18 protein-coding genes are annotated in these 14653 nt (G+C 69.2%); 11 read left to right on the top strand and 7 right to left on the bottom strand.

Features of this window, described 5'->3' with window-relative positions:
• Positions 1-481 (bottom strand): hypothetical protein (locus QSK26_RS28700; protein WP_502888756.1); only part of this gene is annotated, 481 nt, incomplete at its 3' end.
• A 294-nt stretch (positions 482-775) separates the two neighbouring features.
• Between QSK26_RS28700 and QSK26_RS41925 the strand changes: the two genes are divergently transcribed.
• The 3 genes from QSK26_RS41925 to arsM all read left to right on the top strand — a co-directional run bounded on the left by QSK26_RS41925 (position 776) and on the right by arsM (position 3536).
• Positions 776-1459, top strand: coding sequence for a tyrosine-type recombinase/integrase (locus QSK26_RS41925; protein ID WP_352244412.1), 684 nt, complete (start codon positions 776-778; stop codon positions 1457-1459).
• Positions 1460-1943: 484 nt separating this feature from the next.
• The gene (locus tag QSK26_RS28690; protein ID WP_285778388.1) at positions 1944-2279 is read left to right on the top strand and encodes an ArsR/SmtB family transcription factor; all 336 of its coding nucleotides are present in this window, start codon (positions 1944-1946) and stop codon (positions 2277-2279) included.
• Positions 2280-2291: 12 nt separating this feature from the next.
• Positions 2292-3536 carry an arsenite methyltransferase gene (gene arsM, locus QSK26_RS28685; protein ID WP_285778387.1) on the top strand — a complete coding sequence of 415 codons (1245 nt, stop codon included), beginning with the start codon at positions 2292-2294 and terminating at the stop codon, positions 3534-3536.
• Between the two features lie 83 nt (positions 3537-3619).
• Here the strand turns inward: arsM and QSK26_RS28680 are convergent, their stop codons facing one another.
• Positions 3620-4132 (bottom strand): hypothetical protein, encoded by a 513-nt coding sequence (locus QSK26_RS28680; protein ID WP_285778386.1) that lies wholly within the window; start codon positions 4130-4132, stop codon positions 3620-3622.
• 84 nt (positions 4133-4216) lie between these two features.
• Between QSK26_RS28680 and QSK26_RS28675 the strand changes: the two genes are divergently transcribed.
• The 8 genes from QSK26_RS28675 (at position 4217) to QSK26_RS28640 (ending at position 9207) form a co-directional block, all read left to right on the top strand.
• Positions 4217-4555 (top strand): PadR family transcriptional regulator, encoded by a 339-nt coding sequence (locus QSK26_RS28675; protein ID WP_285778385.1) that lies wholly within the window; start codon positions 4217-4219, stop codon positions 4553-4555.
• Complete coding sequence (locus QSK26_RS28670) at positions 4537-5115, top strand: hypothetical protein (RefSeq protein ID WP_285778384.1); 579 nt, start codon at positions 4537-4539, stop codon at positions 5113-5115. The genes QSK26_RS28675 and QSK26_RS28670 overlap by 19 nt, the downstream gene beginning before the upstream one ends.
• Before the next feature lie 200 nt (positions 5116-5315).
• Positions 5316-5663, top strand: coding sequence for an ArsR/SmtB family transcription factor (locus QSK26_RS28665; RefSeq protein WP_285778383.1), 348 nt, complete (start codon positions 5316-5318; stop codon positions 5661-5663).
• Positions 5660-6373, top strand: coding sequence for an MIP/aquaporin family protein (locus QSK26_RS28660; protein ID WP_285778382.1), 714 nt, complete (start codon positions 5660-5662; stop codon positions 6371-6373). The genes QSK26_RS28665 and QSK26_RS28660 overlap by 4 nt, the downstream gene beginning before the upstream one ends.
• 47 nt (positions 6374-6420) lie before the next feature.
• A complete protein-coding gene (locus QSK26_RS28655) occupies positions 6421-7101 on the top strand; it encodes an arsenate reductase/protein-tyrosine-phosphatase family protein (RefSeq protein ID WP_285778381.1) in 681 nt (226 codons plus the stop codon).
• A gap of 2 nt (positions 7102-7103) precedes the next feature.
• The gene (locus QSK26_RS28650) at positions 7104-7793 is read left to right on the top strand and encodes an arsenate reductase ArsC (RefSeq protein WP_352244411.1); all 690 of its coding nucleotides are present in this window, start codon (positions 7104-7106) and stop codon (positions 7791-7793) included.
• Entirely contained in the window at positions 7786-8187 is a 402-nt protein-coding gene (locus QSK26_RS28645; RefSeq protein ID WP_285778380.1) for an arsenate reductase ArsC, read from the top strand. Before QSK26_RS28650 ends, QSK26_RS28645 begins: the two co-directional genes overlap by 8 nt.
• A 192-nt stretch (positions 8188-8379) precedes the next feature.
• Positions 8380-9207 carry a sulfite exporter TauE/SafE family protein gene (locus QSK26_RS28640; protein ID WP_285778379.1) on the top strand — a complete coding sequence of 276 codons (828 nt, stop codon included), beginning with the start codon at positions 8380-8382 and terminating at the stop codon, positions 9205-9207.
• A 110-nt stretch (positions 9208-9317) separates the two neighbouring features.
• Here QSK26_RS28640 and QSK26_RS28635 read toward each other — a convergent pair whose 3' ends face one another.
• The 5 genes from QSK26_RS28635 to QSK26_RS28615 all read right to left on the bottom strand — a co-directional run bounded on the left by QSK26_RS28635 (position 9318) and on the right by QSK26_RS28615 (position 14605).
• The gene (locus QSK26_RS28635) at positions 9318-10274 is read right to left on the bottom strand and encodes a DUF4238 domain-containing protein (protein WP_285778378.1); all 957 of its coding nucleotides are present in this window, start codon (positions 10272-10274) and stop codon (positions 9318-9320) included.
• A 118-nt stretch (positions 10275-10392) separates the two neighbouring features.
• Positions 10393-11454: an ArsO family NAD(P)H-dependent flavin-containing monooxygenase gene (locus QSK26_RS28630; RefSeq protein ID WP_285778377.1), complete on the bottom strand. Its 1062-nt coding sequence runs from the start codon at positions 11452-11454 to the stop codon at positions 10393-10395.
• Positions 11451-11834 (bottom strand): ArsR/SmtB family transcription factor, encoded by a 384-nt coding sequence (locus tag QSK26_RS28625; RefSeq protein WP_285778376.1) that lies wholly within the window; start codon positions 11832-11834, stop codon positions 11451-11453. Before QSK26_RS28625 ends, QSK26_RS28630 begins: the two co-directional genes overlap by 4 nt.
• A gap of 112 nt (positions 11835-11946) precedes the next feature.
• A complete protein-coding gene (locus QSK26_RS28620; RefSeq protein ID WP_285778375.1) occupies positions 11947-13344 on the bottom strand; it encodes an FAD-dependent oxidoreductase in 1398 nt (465 codons plus the stop codon).
• Between the two features lie 151 nt (positions 13345-13495).
• Complete coding sequence (locus QSK26_RS28615) at positions 13496-14605, bottom strand: flavin-containing monooxygenase (RefSeq protein WP_285778374.1); 1110 nt, start codon at positions 14603-14605, stop codon at positions 13496-13498.
• Positions 14606-14653 lie beyond the last annotated feature (48 nt).

Below are 14653 nucleotides of genomic sequence, written 5' to 3'. Positions count from 1 at the left end.
CAACACCAACGCCACCGCGTCGGCCTTGAACTCGGGTGGGTAGTTCTTCATCACCATCAGGAACATCTCTTCCCCTGGACCTCAAGATCCAGTCTTCGAGGTGTCCTCGTTCAAGGGGGAATGCCCCCAGCACCAGCTTGAGTGCCGCCTGCACGACCCGGTCCGCGATCCGGGGGATGCCCAGCGCGCGAACCTTTCCCGATCCGCCCGGCTTGGGAATCTTGCGTTCCCTCACCGGCAGCGGTCGGAACGCGCCCGTCTTGAGCTGGGCACGCAGGTCGTCCAGGAAGCCCGAGACGCCCACCTGCTCCTCGACGGCGGCGACCGTCAGGCCGTCCACGCCGGGAGTGCCGGCGCCCCGGTTGCCCGCGACCCGGTCGAACGCCACCAGCAGCGTCGCCGGGTCGTGCACGAGGTTGAACAGGTCATCGAACCGGCGGCCGGAATCGGCCACCGCCCAACGGTGAAGCTTGGCCTGCATCTCCGATACCCGCCGCCGTGGCCCCATCGGGACCGCCTGCGGCCAGGCGTCCCCATTCGGGGACGCGTCTTTCGGCATTGCAGCCTCCACATCTCTTCTCGAAACTGCTGCCGCCCTTCCCCATGTGACCGGCTCTCCCGGCCTCGGAGTACTACGGCGGCTCCGCCCCGTCCCGGACCGATCGGCGGTCGATGCGCCCAGCCCCGGCCGGCCCCGTTGGCGGCGGGCGGCAGGGCGAGATCCAGACGGTTCCCGTGTTCACAGTGATTCGCTCGACGAAGGAGGAGCCCGACTATGCCCCTGCGGTATCGCTGCGAGTACGCCGCAGACCTTCCTCGCAGCCTCCCCGGCAGCTCATGCCCACCACCGCGGGAGTTGTCCACCCACACATATGCGCGGGGCGGATACGCACCGCTCCCGGCCCTGATCCACCAGGTTTCGAGCCGGTGTCGCATTAAGGGGCTGTCACACGCCGGTTCCTCGCGTACTCCTCTCCATCCCGCTTGCCGAACCCGGGCCATCTGGCAGTGCTGGCCCGTTCCGGCGTTGTCAGGGCTGCTCCCACCCTCCCCGGCATCACCCGGCTCAGGCTGCCCTCAGCTCCACCGTCCCGCTGCGACGGGTTCGGCGGCGAAGGTCTCTCACCTCCGCTCGAATCACTGCGCCTCACGGCGCACGCATGACCTGCGCCACGGAGCGGCCACCGCCATGCTCGCCGCCGGGGTGGACATCAAGATTGTGCAGGAAACGCTCGGGCACACCTCGTCGGCGTTCACCCGCGACACCTACACCAGCGTCTACCCCGAAGCCGCCGCAGCCGCAGCGGAGGCGACCGCCGCTCTGCTCGCGGTGCAGCCCTTGCCGGCGCCGCCACTGGCCCCGCCGGGACGCCGTACCGCCCGGCCCAGAGCAGACGACAGGCCTGAGGCGGGCGGTGGTTCGTTGATTCACCTGCCATCAGCAACAGAGCCACGTTGACGCCCGCGAGGTAGACCTGCCTCCTTGCCGTTGCGGACCGTCCTTTTCCATTGGAGAGGGCCCTGCGGGCAGGGGTGATGCGCCCAGATATGAAGTGCATCTGAGGCCTGCCTGCTCGGCTGGCGCCCGGTAGCAGCGCACGCTTGGAGGGATGTTGGTGTCGGATGCCTCTGAGTGGGCGGTTCTCATTGCAACTTCGGACCCCGCGGCTCCCCCGGCCGGGGAGAGGGACCACCCTGGCGGGGGAGTGGTACTTGTTCTTGCTGGACTCGGTCAGCGGTGAGCGCTCAAGCACGGTGGCGTACTCGGTGAGGACGGCCCGCGTGCGAGCCATGCAATGCGGCCACTCGGGACCGGGTTGTGTTTCCGGAAGCCACTCCCGGAGCCTGCTTCCGGAATTGACCCATTCCGGAAGCAGACGCACACGCGGGCGTGGTTCTGGCGGCTTCCGCACTGCACATTTATCGACTATCGTCGATTGACGATGAATGAGCATAAGGGGCTGCTGCCGCGCGCGGAGGCCGAGGAGTACGCAAGCTGGTTCAAGGCTTTGGCGGACGCGACGCGAATTCAGATCGTGTCGCTACTGGCACGGCGGCGCGCGCCGATGAGTGTGGGCGAGATAGTGACTACGTCCGGGGTGGGCCAGTCCACCGTCTCGCACCACCTGAAGATCCTGGCCGAGGTGCGGTTCGTGCTGGTCGAGAAGCAGGGCACCTCCAGCCTGTACCGGATAAACGAGAACTGCGTGAGCTGTTTCCCGACCGCCGCTGACGTGGTCATGGGCAACCCCGCCCCAGGCGCGCCCACCTGTGAGTGAAGGAGCGTTGTCATGGCGAATGACGAGATCATCGACCACTACTCTGCTCTGGCCCGGGCCGCGGCCGATGGCCAGGTCGTCGGCGACTGCGGGCCGGATGCCTTCGAGGAGGGCTGTTTCGGCGCCGCCGGCTATGACGACACCAGCGCCCTGCCCGACGGCGCGGTGCGGGCCAGCCTGGGCTGCGGCAACCCCGTTGCGGTTGCCGACCTGTGTCCGGGCGAAACCGTGCTCGATCTCGGCTCAGGTGGCGGCATCGACGTGCTGCTGTCGGCACGGCGGGTTGGTCCGTCCGGCAAGGCGTACGGGCTGGATGCCAGTCCGGACATGCTGGCGCTGGCCCGCCGCAACGCCGAGCAAGCGGGGGTGGCCAACGTCGAGTTCTTGCAGGGCGGCATCGAAAGGGTGCCGCTGCCGGATCGGTCGGTGGACGTGGTCATCTCCAACTGTGTGATCAATCTGTCCGACGACAAGGCGGCGGTGCTGGCGGAGGCGTTCCGGGTGTTGCGGCCGGGCGGTCGGTTCGGTGTGAGCGACGTGGTGGTCGACGGCGACGTCGACCCAGCCCGTCGCCTGGCTGCCGAGCAGCGGATCGGGTGCGTGGCTGGGGCGCTGCCGGCGAGCGAGTACCGCGAACTGCTGGCGGCGGCCGGGTTCGTGGGCATCCGCATCACGTTGACCGCTGGCCACGGCGACGGTGTCCACTCGGCGATCGTCCAGGCCGTCAAGCCCGCGGCGGGTACCGGGGTGGAGATCCGGCCAATGCGGGAAGACGACGCGGAGCAGGTGCTGGCCATCTACCAGGCCGGGCTGGACACCGGGCAGGCCAGCTTCGAGACCACGGTGCCGAGTTGGGAGGGCTTCACCGCTGGCAAGATGCCGCGCCTGCGTTACGTGGCCGCCGATACCGCGACCGGTGAGGTGCTGGGCTGGGTGGCCGCTTCACACGTGTCGGCCAGGCCGGTGTACGCGGGTGTGGTGGAGCACAGTGTCTACGTTCACCCTGGCTGCCAGGCACAGGGCGTCGGACGGGCGCTGCTGGAGGCGTTCATCTCGGCGAGTGAGGACGCCGGGGTGTGGACGATCGAGTCCGGCATCTTCGGTGAGAACACCGCGAGCCTGGCCCTGCATCAGGCGGTCGGCTTCCGCGTATTGGGCACGCGTGAGCGCATCGGCTGCCATCACGGCGTCTGGCGGGACGTGCTGATGGTGGAGCGCCGTAGCTCAGCGGTCGGCGGTGGGAGCCGGTCCAGGTAGGTGCCTCCACGACTCCGCGGGTGCCGTGGCCTTCCCGCACACATGGGCCGGACCCTGCTCGGCCGCTTCGATCAGAGGAATGATCACGACGTCACCTTCTTCGCGGTCCGCGTGGGACGTCTGCGCCACAGAGTAAGGGCGATCAACGGCGCGCCCACCAGGCTGGGCAACGCCCCGTGGCTCCAGCCCGGCAGCCGTTCCCACAGCGGCAAGTGCGGGCCGTTGTCGAGGTAGAAGCCGGTCAGCAGCGCGATGTAGGAGGCTCCCATGCCGGCGATGTGCAGTGCCGGCCGTCGGCGGCGCATCGTGTAGCCGGCCAGCGCGGCGGCCAGGGCCAGCGTCCCGACAGCGAACAGGCCGGCGTTCTCTCGCCAGCGGATCACCGACAGCACCGCCATCGACGCCCACACCACTCCCAAACCCCACAGGTAGATCCGGCCGGACCGGACATGCCAGGCGCCGCCCTTGAGCGACAGGGCCGCAACGGCGCCGCACCCGACACAGCACAGCCCGGCCGCCACGTGGACGCCCAGGGCGGCGAAGAACACCGGCCCAGCGTCCGGTACCGGGATGCCGAAGACATCGAGCTCGTCCATCGCCACTCCATAGGTAGCGTTGCTATATAGGGACGCTACTCCGGTGATTGCCGCGAAGGAAGGCCCGATATAGCGTTACTACCTATGAGGGCAGAGGCGCTCAAAGGACATCTGGACGGCCTGCTGCTGGCCGCGCTGGAGGCTGGGCCGCTGCACGGTTACGCCGTCAAGGAAGCGCTGCGCGAGATCACCGATGGCCGTATCGACCTGCCGACCGGGACCGTCTATCCCGCGCTGCACCGGCTGGAGCGGGCCGGGCTGATCAGCGGTAGCTGGTCGGTGGTGGGGGGACGACGCCGCCGTACCTACGCCCTTACCGCTGCGGGCCGGACAGCGCTCGGTGGCGAGCGTGACAGCTGGCAGGAGTTCGCATCCGCCGTCACCGCAGCGCTGAGGGCACGTTCATGGCCGGCCACGAGTTGATCGCCGCGCAGCTGGCCATCCTGGCCGACCGGCTCCCGGCACAGGCGATGGAGGAACTGGCCGACGGGCTGCAGGAGGCCTACGAAGCCCAGCTTGCTAAGCTACATGATCCCGACGTGGCCGCGCGTGCGGCGATCGACGAGTTCGGCGACGCCGACACCATCACCGCCGCATTCGTCCGGGAATCTCCCTGGCGGCGGATGGCGCTGAAGCTGCTGACCACCGGACCCCTCATGGGTGCGGTCTGGGGGCTGACCCTCCTGTCCGCCCAGGTATGGGACTGGCCCATTCCCCTGGCCGTGCGCATCGCCTACGGCGCGGTCCTGGTCGGGGCCGCCCTCACGCTGCTGACGGTCGTGCGGGCGAAGCACGCCTACCGGCGAACACGCATCGCGACGCTGGTCGCCGCGACCGCCCTCATCACCCTGGATACCAGCATGCTCGCCGCCGCGATGAGCATGCCATCGAGCGCGGTGTGGCCGCTGCTGGTGGCCATATCGGCAAGCCTCATCCGCATCACGGCCACCCTCCGGGCGATGCCCGCAGCACTCACCCGCTGAGCAGCCCAGCCTGCTGGCCCTGACGCTCAATCCCCGACGCCAAGAAAGCGACCCGCTGGCGGATGCGTGGCTCGCGAATGCGCTGGTGGACGAAATCGACGACCCCATGAGCGCGATAGGCCGGCGCTGGTGGCGCAGGCCATCTGCGGTTCATCTCGCCGTGTCCCTGCTGATATCCATGGACGTAAATATTGATGCTCATGGATATGTTGAAGGTGCTGGACTGCTGCACGCCGCTGGCGCGTGAGCCGCTGGGCGAGGAAAAGTCGACGACGTTGGCGCGGGTGTTCAAGGCACTGGGGGATCCGGTACGGCTGCGCATCGTGTCGATCGTGGCCAGCCACCAGGGCGGCGAGGCCTGCGTGTGCGACCTGACCGCGAGCTTCGACCTGGCCCAGCCGACGATCAGCCACCATCTCAAGGTGCTCAAGGACGTCGGCCTGCTGACCAGCGAACGGCGAGCCTCGTGGGTGTACTACCGGATCGTGCCCGAACGGCTCGCCGAGCTTTCCGCGCTGCTGGCGGCGCCCGTGGAGGTGGGCAAGTGAAGCGCCGTTTGCTGGCCGAGTTCCTCGGCGCCGCGCTGCTGGTGACGGTGGTGGTGGGCTCGGGCATCATGGCCCAGACGCTGTCCCCGCAGGACGTAGGGCTGCAGTTGCTGGAGAACTCCACCGCCACCGTCTTCGGCCTGGCCGTCCTCATCGTCATGCTCGGCCCGGTCTCCGGCGCCCACTTCAACCCGGTGGTGTCGCTGGCCGACTGGTGGCAGGGACGGCGGAGCGGCCAGGGCCTGTCCGGCAGCGAGCTCGGCGGCTATGTCGCCGCCCAAGTGCTGGGCGCCATCGCCGGTGCCGTACTGGCCAACGCGATGTTCGACAAGCCCGTGGTCACCCTGTCGGTCACCCAGCGATCGAGCGCGCATCTGTGGCTGGGAGAAGTGGTCGCGACCGCCGGCCTGGTGCTGGTGATCTTCTGTCTGACCCGGTCGGGTCGTACAGCCGTCGCCCCGCTCGCGGTGGGCGGCTACATCGGGGCGGCCTACTGGTTCACCTCCTCGACCAGCTTCGCCAACCCCGCCGTCACCATCGGCCGGGCCTTCTCCGACACCTTCGCCGGCATCGCTCCCGCCTCGGTGCCCGGCTTCATCGTGGCCCAACTGGTCGGCGGCGTCGTCGGCATGGTGCTGGTGCATGGGCTGTTCGGTCGTCCTGAGGCGGGTGCCGCAGAGCCGGTTGTGCCCCATCAAGAGGCGCGCTGACCAGCGGCCGCTTGACACCGAGGAATGCCTCAATAATTATTGACTCAATGAACCTTGATGGGTTTTCCTCGCTGGAGGCCCGGGCCCGGGTGCACGCGGCGCTCGGCGACCCGGGCCGGCTGGCCATCGTGGACCGGCTGCTGCTGGGCGACGCCTCCCCGGGCGAAGTCGGGCAGGTGCTCGGCCTGCCCACCAACCTGCTCGCCCACCACCTGAAACTGCTGCAGGACGCGGGCGTGATCGAACGCCGACGCTCCGAAGGCGACCGCCGGCGCACCTACCTGCGACTGGTCCCGCAATCTCTGTCCGGCCTGGTGCCGGCGGCGGCCCGTCCTGCCCCGCGCATCGTGTTCGTCTGCACCCACAACTCCGCGCGCTCCCAACTGGCCGCCGCCCTGTGGAGCCGTACCAGCGCCGTGCCTGCCACCTCGGCGGGCACCCAGCCCGCATCCCGCATCCACCCCAGCGCCCTCGCCCTCGCCGCCCGCCATGGGCTGGACCTCGGCCACGCCGCGACCCGCCACGTCGAGGGGACGCTGCGTCCCGACGATCTGGTGGTGGCCGTGTGCGATGCCGCCCACGAGCAGCTCGCCGACCTCGAACGGCTGCACTGGGCCATCCCGGACCCGGTCCGCGCCGGCAGCGACGAGGCGTTCGAGCGCGCCTATACCGACATCGCCGACCGCGTGCAACGGCTGGCACCCGCCATCCATCCTCCCGAGGAGTAGCCATGCCGCAGACGTACCGCCGCCTGGACCTGTCCATCGATCAGCAGCACGCCCTGCTCACCGCCGCCCGCCGCCTGGCCGAGGAGTTCACTGGCACGTTCGGCACCGAGACCATCGAGCGGTTCCTGCACACCAGCTACGACCAGTTCGCCCTGCACGGGAAGATCCCCAACTACCTGCCGTTGCTCGCCGAGCGCTTCGCCCGCCAGCGCCTGAACGCCCTGGCCCGCGTGGAAGGCCACAACGACGGGCGACCCGTGGTGCTGTTCCTGTGCGTGCACAACGCCGGACGCTCCCAGATGGCCATGGGCTTCTTCCAGCACCTGGCCGGGGACCAGGCGCTGGCCTGGTCCGGCGGCTCGGAGTTCGCCAGCGAGATCAACCCCGCGGCGGTGGCCTCCATGGCCGAGCGGGGCATCGACATCTCCCGCGAGTTCCCCAAGCCGTGGACCGAGGAGATCGTCCGCGCCGCCGACGTCGTGGTGACCATGGGCTGTGGCGACGCCTGCCCCGTCTACCCCGGCAAGCACTACATGGACTGGGAGCTGGACGACCCCGAGGGCAAGAGCGTCGAGGACGTACGCCCCATCCGCGACGAGATCGAGTGCCGCGTCCGTCGGCTGCTCGACGAGCTCGAAGTTCCGACAGCCCGAAGATCAATCAGCAAGAGAAGGAGCCCGTTGCGTGAGTGACAAGCCCAGTGTCCTGTTCGTCTGCGTCCACAACGCCGGCCGGTCCCAGATGGCCGCCGGGTGGCTCGCCCACCTGGCCGGGGATCGGATCGAGGTCCGCTCCGCCGGTTCGGCTCCTGCCGAACAGGTCAACCCAGTGGCGGTCGAGGCGATGCGTGAGGTCGGCATCGACATCACCGCCGAGCAGCCCAAGATCCTCACTGTGGATGCGGTTGAGGCCTCGGATGTGGTCATCACGATGGGGTGCGGAGACGCCTGCCCGATCTTCCCGGGCAAGCGGTACGAGGACTGGAAGCTGGACGATCCCGCCGGGCAGGGCATCGAGGCCGTACGACCCATCCGCGACGAGATCCGTGACCGCGTCGAACAGCTCGTCGGTGAGCTCGCAAGCTGAGGGCAACCGGCATGTGCAGCAGTCGCTGCTTCCCGGACCCTGTTGCGCTGCTTCACCCACGCCTCCTCGATGAGGCCGCCCCGCCATGACTCCTAGCACCCCGACCAGGGGCGACAGGTAATGTGTTGCCGGAGGACAAAGCCTGACCACACCGAGGGTGCGGGCGCTGAGCCGGTGAGGAGCCTGGTCGGCGTGACCTCGGACGACGGCACCATTCCCGCGCGCATAATTCGCTCGCTGCCGCTGGGGGTCACCGCCGGGGCAGCGGTCGGCGCGTTAGGCGGGATGATCGGCCTGGGCGGAGCGGAGTTCCGCCTGCCGCTGCTGATCGGCCTGTTCGGGTTCGCCGCGCTGGCGGCGGTCATCGTGAACAAGGCGATGAGCCTGATCGTCGTGCTGACCGCGCTGCCTGCCCGGCTGGCCGCTGTCCCGCTGGCCGACCTGGGCTCGCATTGGACGGTCGCGGCCAACCTGCTGGCCGGAAGCCTGCTCGGGGCGTGGGCGGGAGCCTCCTGGGCGGTGCGGATGCGCACCACCACCTTGTACAAGGTGTTGGCGGCGCTGATGGTCCTCATGGCCGCCGCGCTCGTGCTCACCCACACCACCACCTTGGGCACCCTCACGCTGCCCGGCCCCGTACAGACGATCGCCGGGGTCGCGGCCGGCTTCGGTATCGGCGTGGCGGCCGCCATCATGGGCGTGGCCGGCGGCGAGCTGCTGATCCCAACGATCGTGCTGCTGTACGCCATCGACATCAAGACTGCGGGCAGCCTGTCCCTGTTGGTGTCCCTGCCCACGATGCTGGTGGCGTTCGCCCGCTACAGCCGTGACGGCAGCTTCGCCGTCCTGGGCGCCAACCTGCGCTTCGTTGCCGTCATGGTCATGGGCTCGATCGCTGGAGCTCTCGTGGGCGGCCTGTTGCTCGGCGTGATTCCCGACCTGGTGCTCATCCCCAGCCTGGCCGCGATCCTGCTGATCTCAGCGGTCAAGTTGGCCCGTCACGCCTCTCCAAGCGTGTGACCTCCCCGGCTCCAGGCGTTGTCAGGGGCTCTCCAAGATCAACGGGTGGGAAAAGGGCGCTGAAGACGGTTCCTGTCCGGTCGGCTCGCCAATCCTGATCTTCAGGCTGGTCACGATGTGGTCGAGCGGGGAGACGGGTGCTCGCTCAGCCATCGCCGGTCCACGGTCAGGTTCCTGCCCAGGGGCGGATACTCAACGATGTAGGAGGGGCTGTTGCGTCGCTGATCGCCATTCCATGGGGTGGGCAGGCGTACGCCGGTCAGGTGCGAGCTGATCAATGGCAGCGGGTCATGTTCAGCGTGGCAGTAGAGGTGGGTGTCGGCTGCATCGTAGATCACGACGTTGAGCCAGATTCCGAGGCCACCGTCGAACTTGGTCAGGTGATCGACCTGCTTTTCCGGGTCTGGGTCTCGCGTCCCTAATCCGGGGAGGATGAGGAAGCGGTGGGGGTCCAGCGGGAGGATCATGTCCCAGTAGGTTGCGGCGCGCAGCTGATTCGCATCGTCGTGCCCGTTGAGGATCACCACCGGTACGTCGCTGGTCCACAGGCAGGCGTCGCTGAACCCGAGCCCCCAGGGGCGGTTGTGGACGATCCGGGCTAAGGCGGCGAGTTGACCGGTGATGAACTGAAGATGGGTGTCCCGGCCAGCCAGCGACTTGACTGTGTGCGGCACCTCCAGCAGCTGTTCGTCGGCGCCTGCTGCGGCGATCGAATCGAGACGGCGGCGTTGACGTGTGGTCCGCACGATCTGAGCGGCGATCCACCACGCCATCCACAACCTGTCCTCGGCCGTGAGCGGCCAGTGGAGGGGCAACGCCCCCAAGGGGTCGTCGAGTATGGCGCGAAAGACGGGAGCGGCTCGCTCTTCGATTTTCGCGAGCAGCCGCTCGACGCGCTGGCCGTAGAAGTCGGTGACCGCCGCCACGTTGGTGATGTTCGCCTCGAAGACACGGTCGAGATCGTTGATGCTGCGAGCGGTGATGAACCAGTTCTTGCTGGCCTTTTTCTTCTGGCGGGAGAAGTGCCGCAGATACATCCGCGGCACGGTGTGATCGTTGGTCGGCATTGCTCTTCCTCGCCGGCAGGCGCGTCGTGGGTTCCTCGCAAGACTCCTCCGGCTCTGCTGCCTCAAGGACGGCACGAACCTCCATGATGGCCAGTCCGTTGAGCATCGAGCAACGGGCTTATCGGCTGGTCCGAAGTCCTGATGAGACGCCGAGCGAGGCCAAGACTTCGACGATCGTCTGCCTGGCGGTACGGGCGGCGCCGATGAGGGTGGCTGAGGCCAGGCCGGTCCAGTCGCCGTAGCCGAGCAGGTGCAGGCGGGGCTCGTCGATGGCGCGGGTTCCCTCGACCGGGATGAGGCCGCCACGGCCGCGCAGCCGTAACGGGGCCAGGTGGCCAAGGGCAGGGCGGAAGCCGGTGCACCAGATGATGGCGTCGGCGGCCTGGCCGGTGCCGTCGGGCCAGGCGATGCCGTCGAGAGTGATTCGGTGGAACATGGGCTCGGCCTTCAGCGCGCCGCGGTCGCGGGCCTCGCGGACAGGTGGGACGGCGACGATGTCGCCCAAGTCACCGATGCCATCTCCGCCTTGGGCCCGGCGGGTGGCCAGTGTGAACAGCGCCCGGCCGTCGATGTCGTCGGGCAGCAGGCGGGGCGGGCGCAGGGTGACCCAGGTGGTGTCGGCGACGGTGGAGACCTCGGCCAGGATCTGCGCGGCGGAGTTGGCTCCGCCGACGATCACCACGCGTCGGCCGCGGAACGGCTCGGGGCCGCGGTAGCCGGCCGTGTGGAGTTGCTCGCCCTGGAAGTCGCGGATGCCGGGATGGTGCGGGACGTACGGCCGCCACCAGGTGCCAGTCGCGCTGATGACGATCCGGGCCTGCCAGGCGCCGGCGTCGGTTTCCACCGTCAGGCGTTCACCGCCGCGCCGCACCGCATGGACCTGCACCGGCCGCAGCACGGGCAAGTCGTAACGCTGCTCGTAGTCGGCCAGGTAAGCGACCGTATCCGCGGCGCTCGGATAGCCGCCGCCGGGTGGGACGGGCATCATGCGGCCGGGCAGCGAGCTGTGCTGGGCGGGAGAGAACAGCCGCAGGGACGGCCAGGCATGCCGCCACGCGCCGCCGGGGCGGTCCTGGGCATCGAGGATGACGAAGTGGGCTCCGGCGCGGCGCAGGTAGTAGCCGGCGGCCAGCCCGGCCTGGCCGCCGCCGATGACCAGAACGTCGACCAGACGAGTCACGCGGAGACGGGCTCGGACAGCGGGGTGAACAGGGCGCCGAGCTTGTTCACCGCCTCAGGGATGATCCGGTAGTAGACCCAGGTGCCGCGCCGCTCGCCGTCGATCAGGCCGGCAGTGCGCAAGACCTTGAGGTGGTGGCTGATGGTGGGCGCGGTCAAGTCGAAGGCGTCGGTCAGGTCGCACACGCAGGCTTCGCCTCCGGCATGAGAACCGATCATGGACAGCAGCCGCAGCCTGACAGGATCGGCCGCGGCCTTGAGTAGCACGGCCAGCTCGGCCGCGTCGCCTTCACTGAGCGGCTGACGAGCGATCGGTGCGCAGCACGCCCCGCCCTGCGCGTCCTGACTGCTCTGGGCGAGAGGCAGGGGGGTGGCGGTCATACGGGAGCCTCCGGCCGGACTATTGGTTCGATGTTCATCTAAATCATAGGCGGTGGTAGGCCGTCAGCGACGCGGCGGCGATCAAGAGTCCCGCGAGCGTGCTCGTGGCGGGTCAGCCGCAGCAACTGCCGCCCTGGGAGGCCCCGGCGGTCGCCAGCGGCAGTGGGGCGCCCAGCAGGCCGCCGCTGATCCCGGTGGCCAGGCCGACCCGCTGTTCCTGGGCCTCGGCGAGGCTGGAGGAGCACACGCCGGTCTCGGGCAGGTCCAGTTGCACGTCCCGGGCTGCCTCCCAGTCGCCGGCCAGCGCGGCGACGACCGAGCGGGCCTGCTCGTAGCCGGTGGCCAGCAGGAACGTGGGTGCGCGGCCGTAGCTCTTGACCCCCACCGCGTAGTAACCGGGCTCCGGGTGCGCGAGCTCGTCGGCGCCGTGCGGCGGGACGGTGCCGCAGGAGTGCGCGTTGGGGTCGATCAGCGGAGCGAGTGCACGGGTGGAGCCGAGGATCGGGTCGAGGTCGAGGCGGAGCTCGCTCGCGATGGCATGGTCGGGACGGTAGCCGGTGGCGGCCACGATGCGCTCAGCGGTGATGGCCTGCTCAGTGCCGGACGGGTCGCGGCTGATCACCCGCACCTGCTCGCCGTCGCGTTCGATGGCGTGGACGAAGAAGCCGGTCACCAGGCGGATGCGACCGCTTTCGACGTGGGCGTGCAGACGGGTGCCGAGCGCGCCGCGGGCGGGCAGAGCGTCCGCGTCACCGCCGCCGTAGGCGCGGCTGGCGTTACCGGCGCGGATGGCCCAAGTGATCGGGGTGTCCTCCAGTTGGGCGAGGGCGAGCAGGGTGGTGGCGGCCGAGTGGCCGGCGCCGACGACCAGGACGTGCTTGCCCGCGTACCGGTCGCGATCGGCACCGAGGACATCAGGCAGCGCGTGGTCGACCAGGTCGCCGGCGTCGGCCTCGCCGTGGGCGGGCAGGCCGCTGGCGCCGAGCACGTTCGGGGTGGCGTAGGTGCCGGAGGCGTCGATGATGGCGCGGGCGTGCAACTCGCTGCCGTCGGCCAGGCGGACCAGGAACGGCGCGACCTCGCGGCCGTTGGTGCGGACCCGGTCGTAGCCGAGCCTGCTGATCGCGCTCACCTTCGCGCCCACGCGGACCCGCGCGCCGAACAGCTTGGCAAGCGGAGTCAGGTAGTCGTCGATGAGCTCGGCGCCGGTCGGTAGCCACTCGGCATCCGGCGCGCTCCACCCGTCCGTTTCCAGGAGGCGGCGGGCTGCGGAGTCGATGTTGTACTTCCAGGGGCTGAACACCCGTACGTGGCCCCACTTGTCCACCGATGAGCCCGCCTGCTCGCCCGCCTCCAGCACCACGAAGTCGAGATTGCGCTCGGCCAGGTGAGCCGCTGCGGCCAACCCGATCGGGCCAGCACCGATCACCACGATGGGCAGGTTGTCGAGCTGTGCAGCCTGCGTGTTGGGCTCCAATTCGACGGCAGTGGGACCGCAGCATCCGCTCATGGCACATCTCCTCATCGGTTCTCGCGAGCCTCCGGGCTCGCGCTGTTTTGAAGATTGTCTAAGTACGCTCGTCGGCAGGATGCCCGATGACTTAGAGACGTGTCAAATTAGAGCTTCATCTAATCAGATGCCAGCCAAAAGGTATGCCTGCTCAGGAGCGGACATGCTGCTGGTTGCCGTGCAGGTGGCTTGCGAGAGCGGCGACGACGCGGCGGGCGTCGGCACCCACCCCGCGCAGGGTGTTGGAGGAGGGAGTGCGCTGCCATTCCAGGCCCAGGTAGCCGAGGCCGTTGTGAGTGAGGGACACGCCGCGGCGCTGGCGGGGGTGCCCGTCGGCCGTCAGCGCTCCCAGTCCGGCCAGATAAGGCAGGTTCGGCTGGTAGCCGGTGGCCAGCAGTACTGCGTCGACGCGCTCGCGCCGACCGTCGGACCAGGTCACCTGGTCACCGTCCATTCGCGCGAACATCGCCCGGCGCTCATAGCGACCCTCGCGCAGCGCCCGGCGGTAGCGGCCGTCGTCGAGCACCGGCGAGGCGGGTGGAGCCTCCGCGCGGGCCAGCGGCAGCCGATCGAACCCGGTCACCTGGAACCAGAAATGCAGATCCCGCCCCAGCGGGCGTTGCTCCACGAACCGGATCGGCGCCCGGCTGGCGAGCGTCACCCGCCGCTCGGCGGCCAGTTCGTGTGCGATCTGGACCGCCGAGTTGCCGGCCCCGACCACGATGACGTGCTCGCCGGACAGTGAGGCCGGTGAGCGGTAGTCGGCGACGTGCAGCACCGGGCCGGTGAAGGTGTCCAGGCCGGGCAGGGCGGGCCGATACGGGCAGCCAAAGGAGCCGCTGGCCGCGATCAGCGCGGGAGTCGCCAATTCCTCGCCGCCTTCCAGGTGCACGAGGAAGCCACTCCCGTCGCCCTGCCCAACGGTCTTGTCGGCGGGCCGGACGGCGCTGACACAGGCGCCGGTGCGCAGTTCGGCGCCGCGCCCGGTGAGGGCGGCGGCATAACGCTCCAGGTAGGCGACCACCTCATCGCGGCGCGGGTAGCGCTCGGGCTCACCGCCGAAGGGCATGCCGGGCAGACTGCTGTACCGGGCGGGCGAGAACAGGGCGAGGCTGTCGTAGTAGCGAGGCCAGGACCCAGCAGTTTGGTCGGAGGCCTCCAGGAGCACGGGTCGCAGCCCCTGCTCAAGGGCGGCATGCGCGGCGGCCAGGCCTGACTGCCCGGCCCCCACGATCAGGACACGGTCGTTATCGGATCGCATGCCGCAGAACGTACCGTCATTTTCTAATATGTCAATATGTTGATGTGA

The organism is Microtetraspora sp. NBRC 13810, assembly GCF_030268685.1.
GTDB lineage: Bacteria > Actinomycetota > Actinomycetes > Streptosporangiales > Streptosporangiaceae > BSRQ01.
The sequence above is the reverse complement of the archived record's forward strand: the minus strand, read 5'-3'. Positions and strand labels throughout refer to the sequence as shown.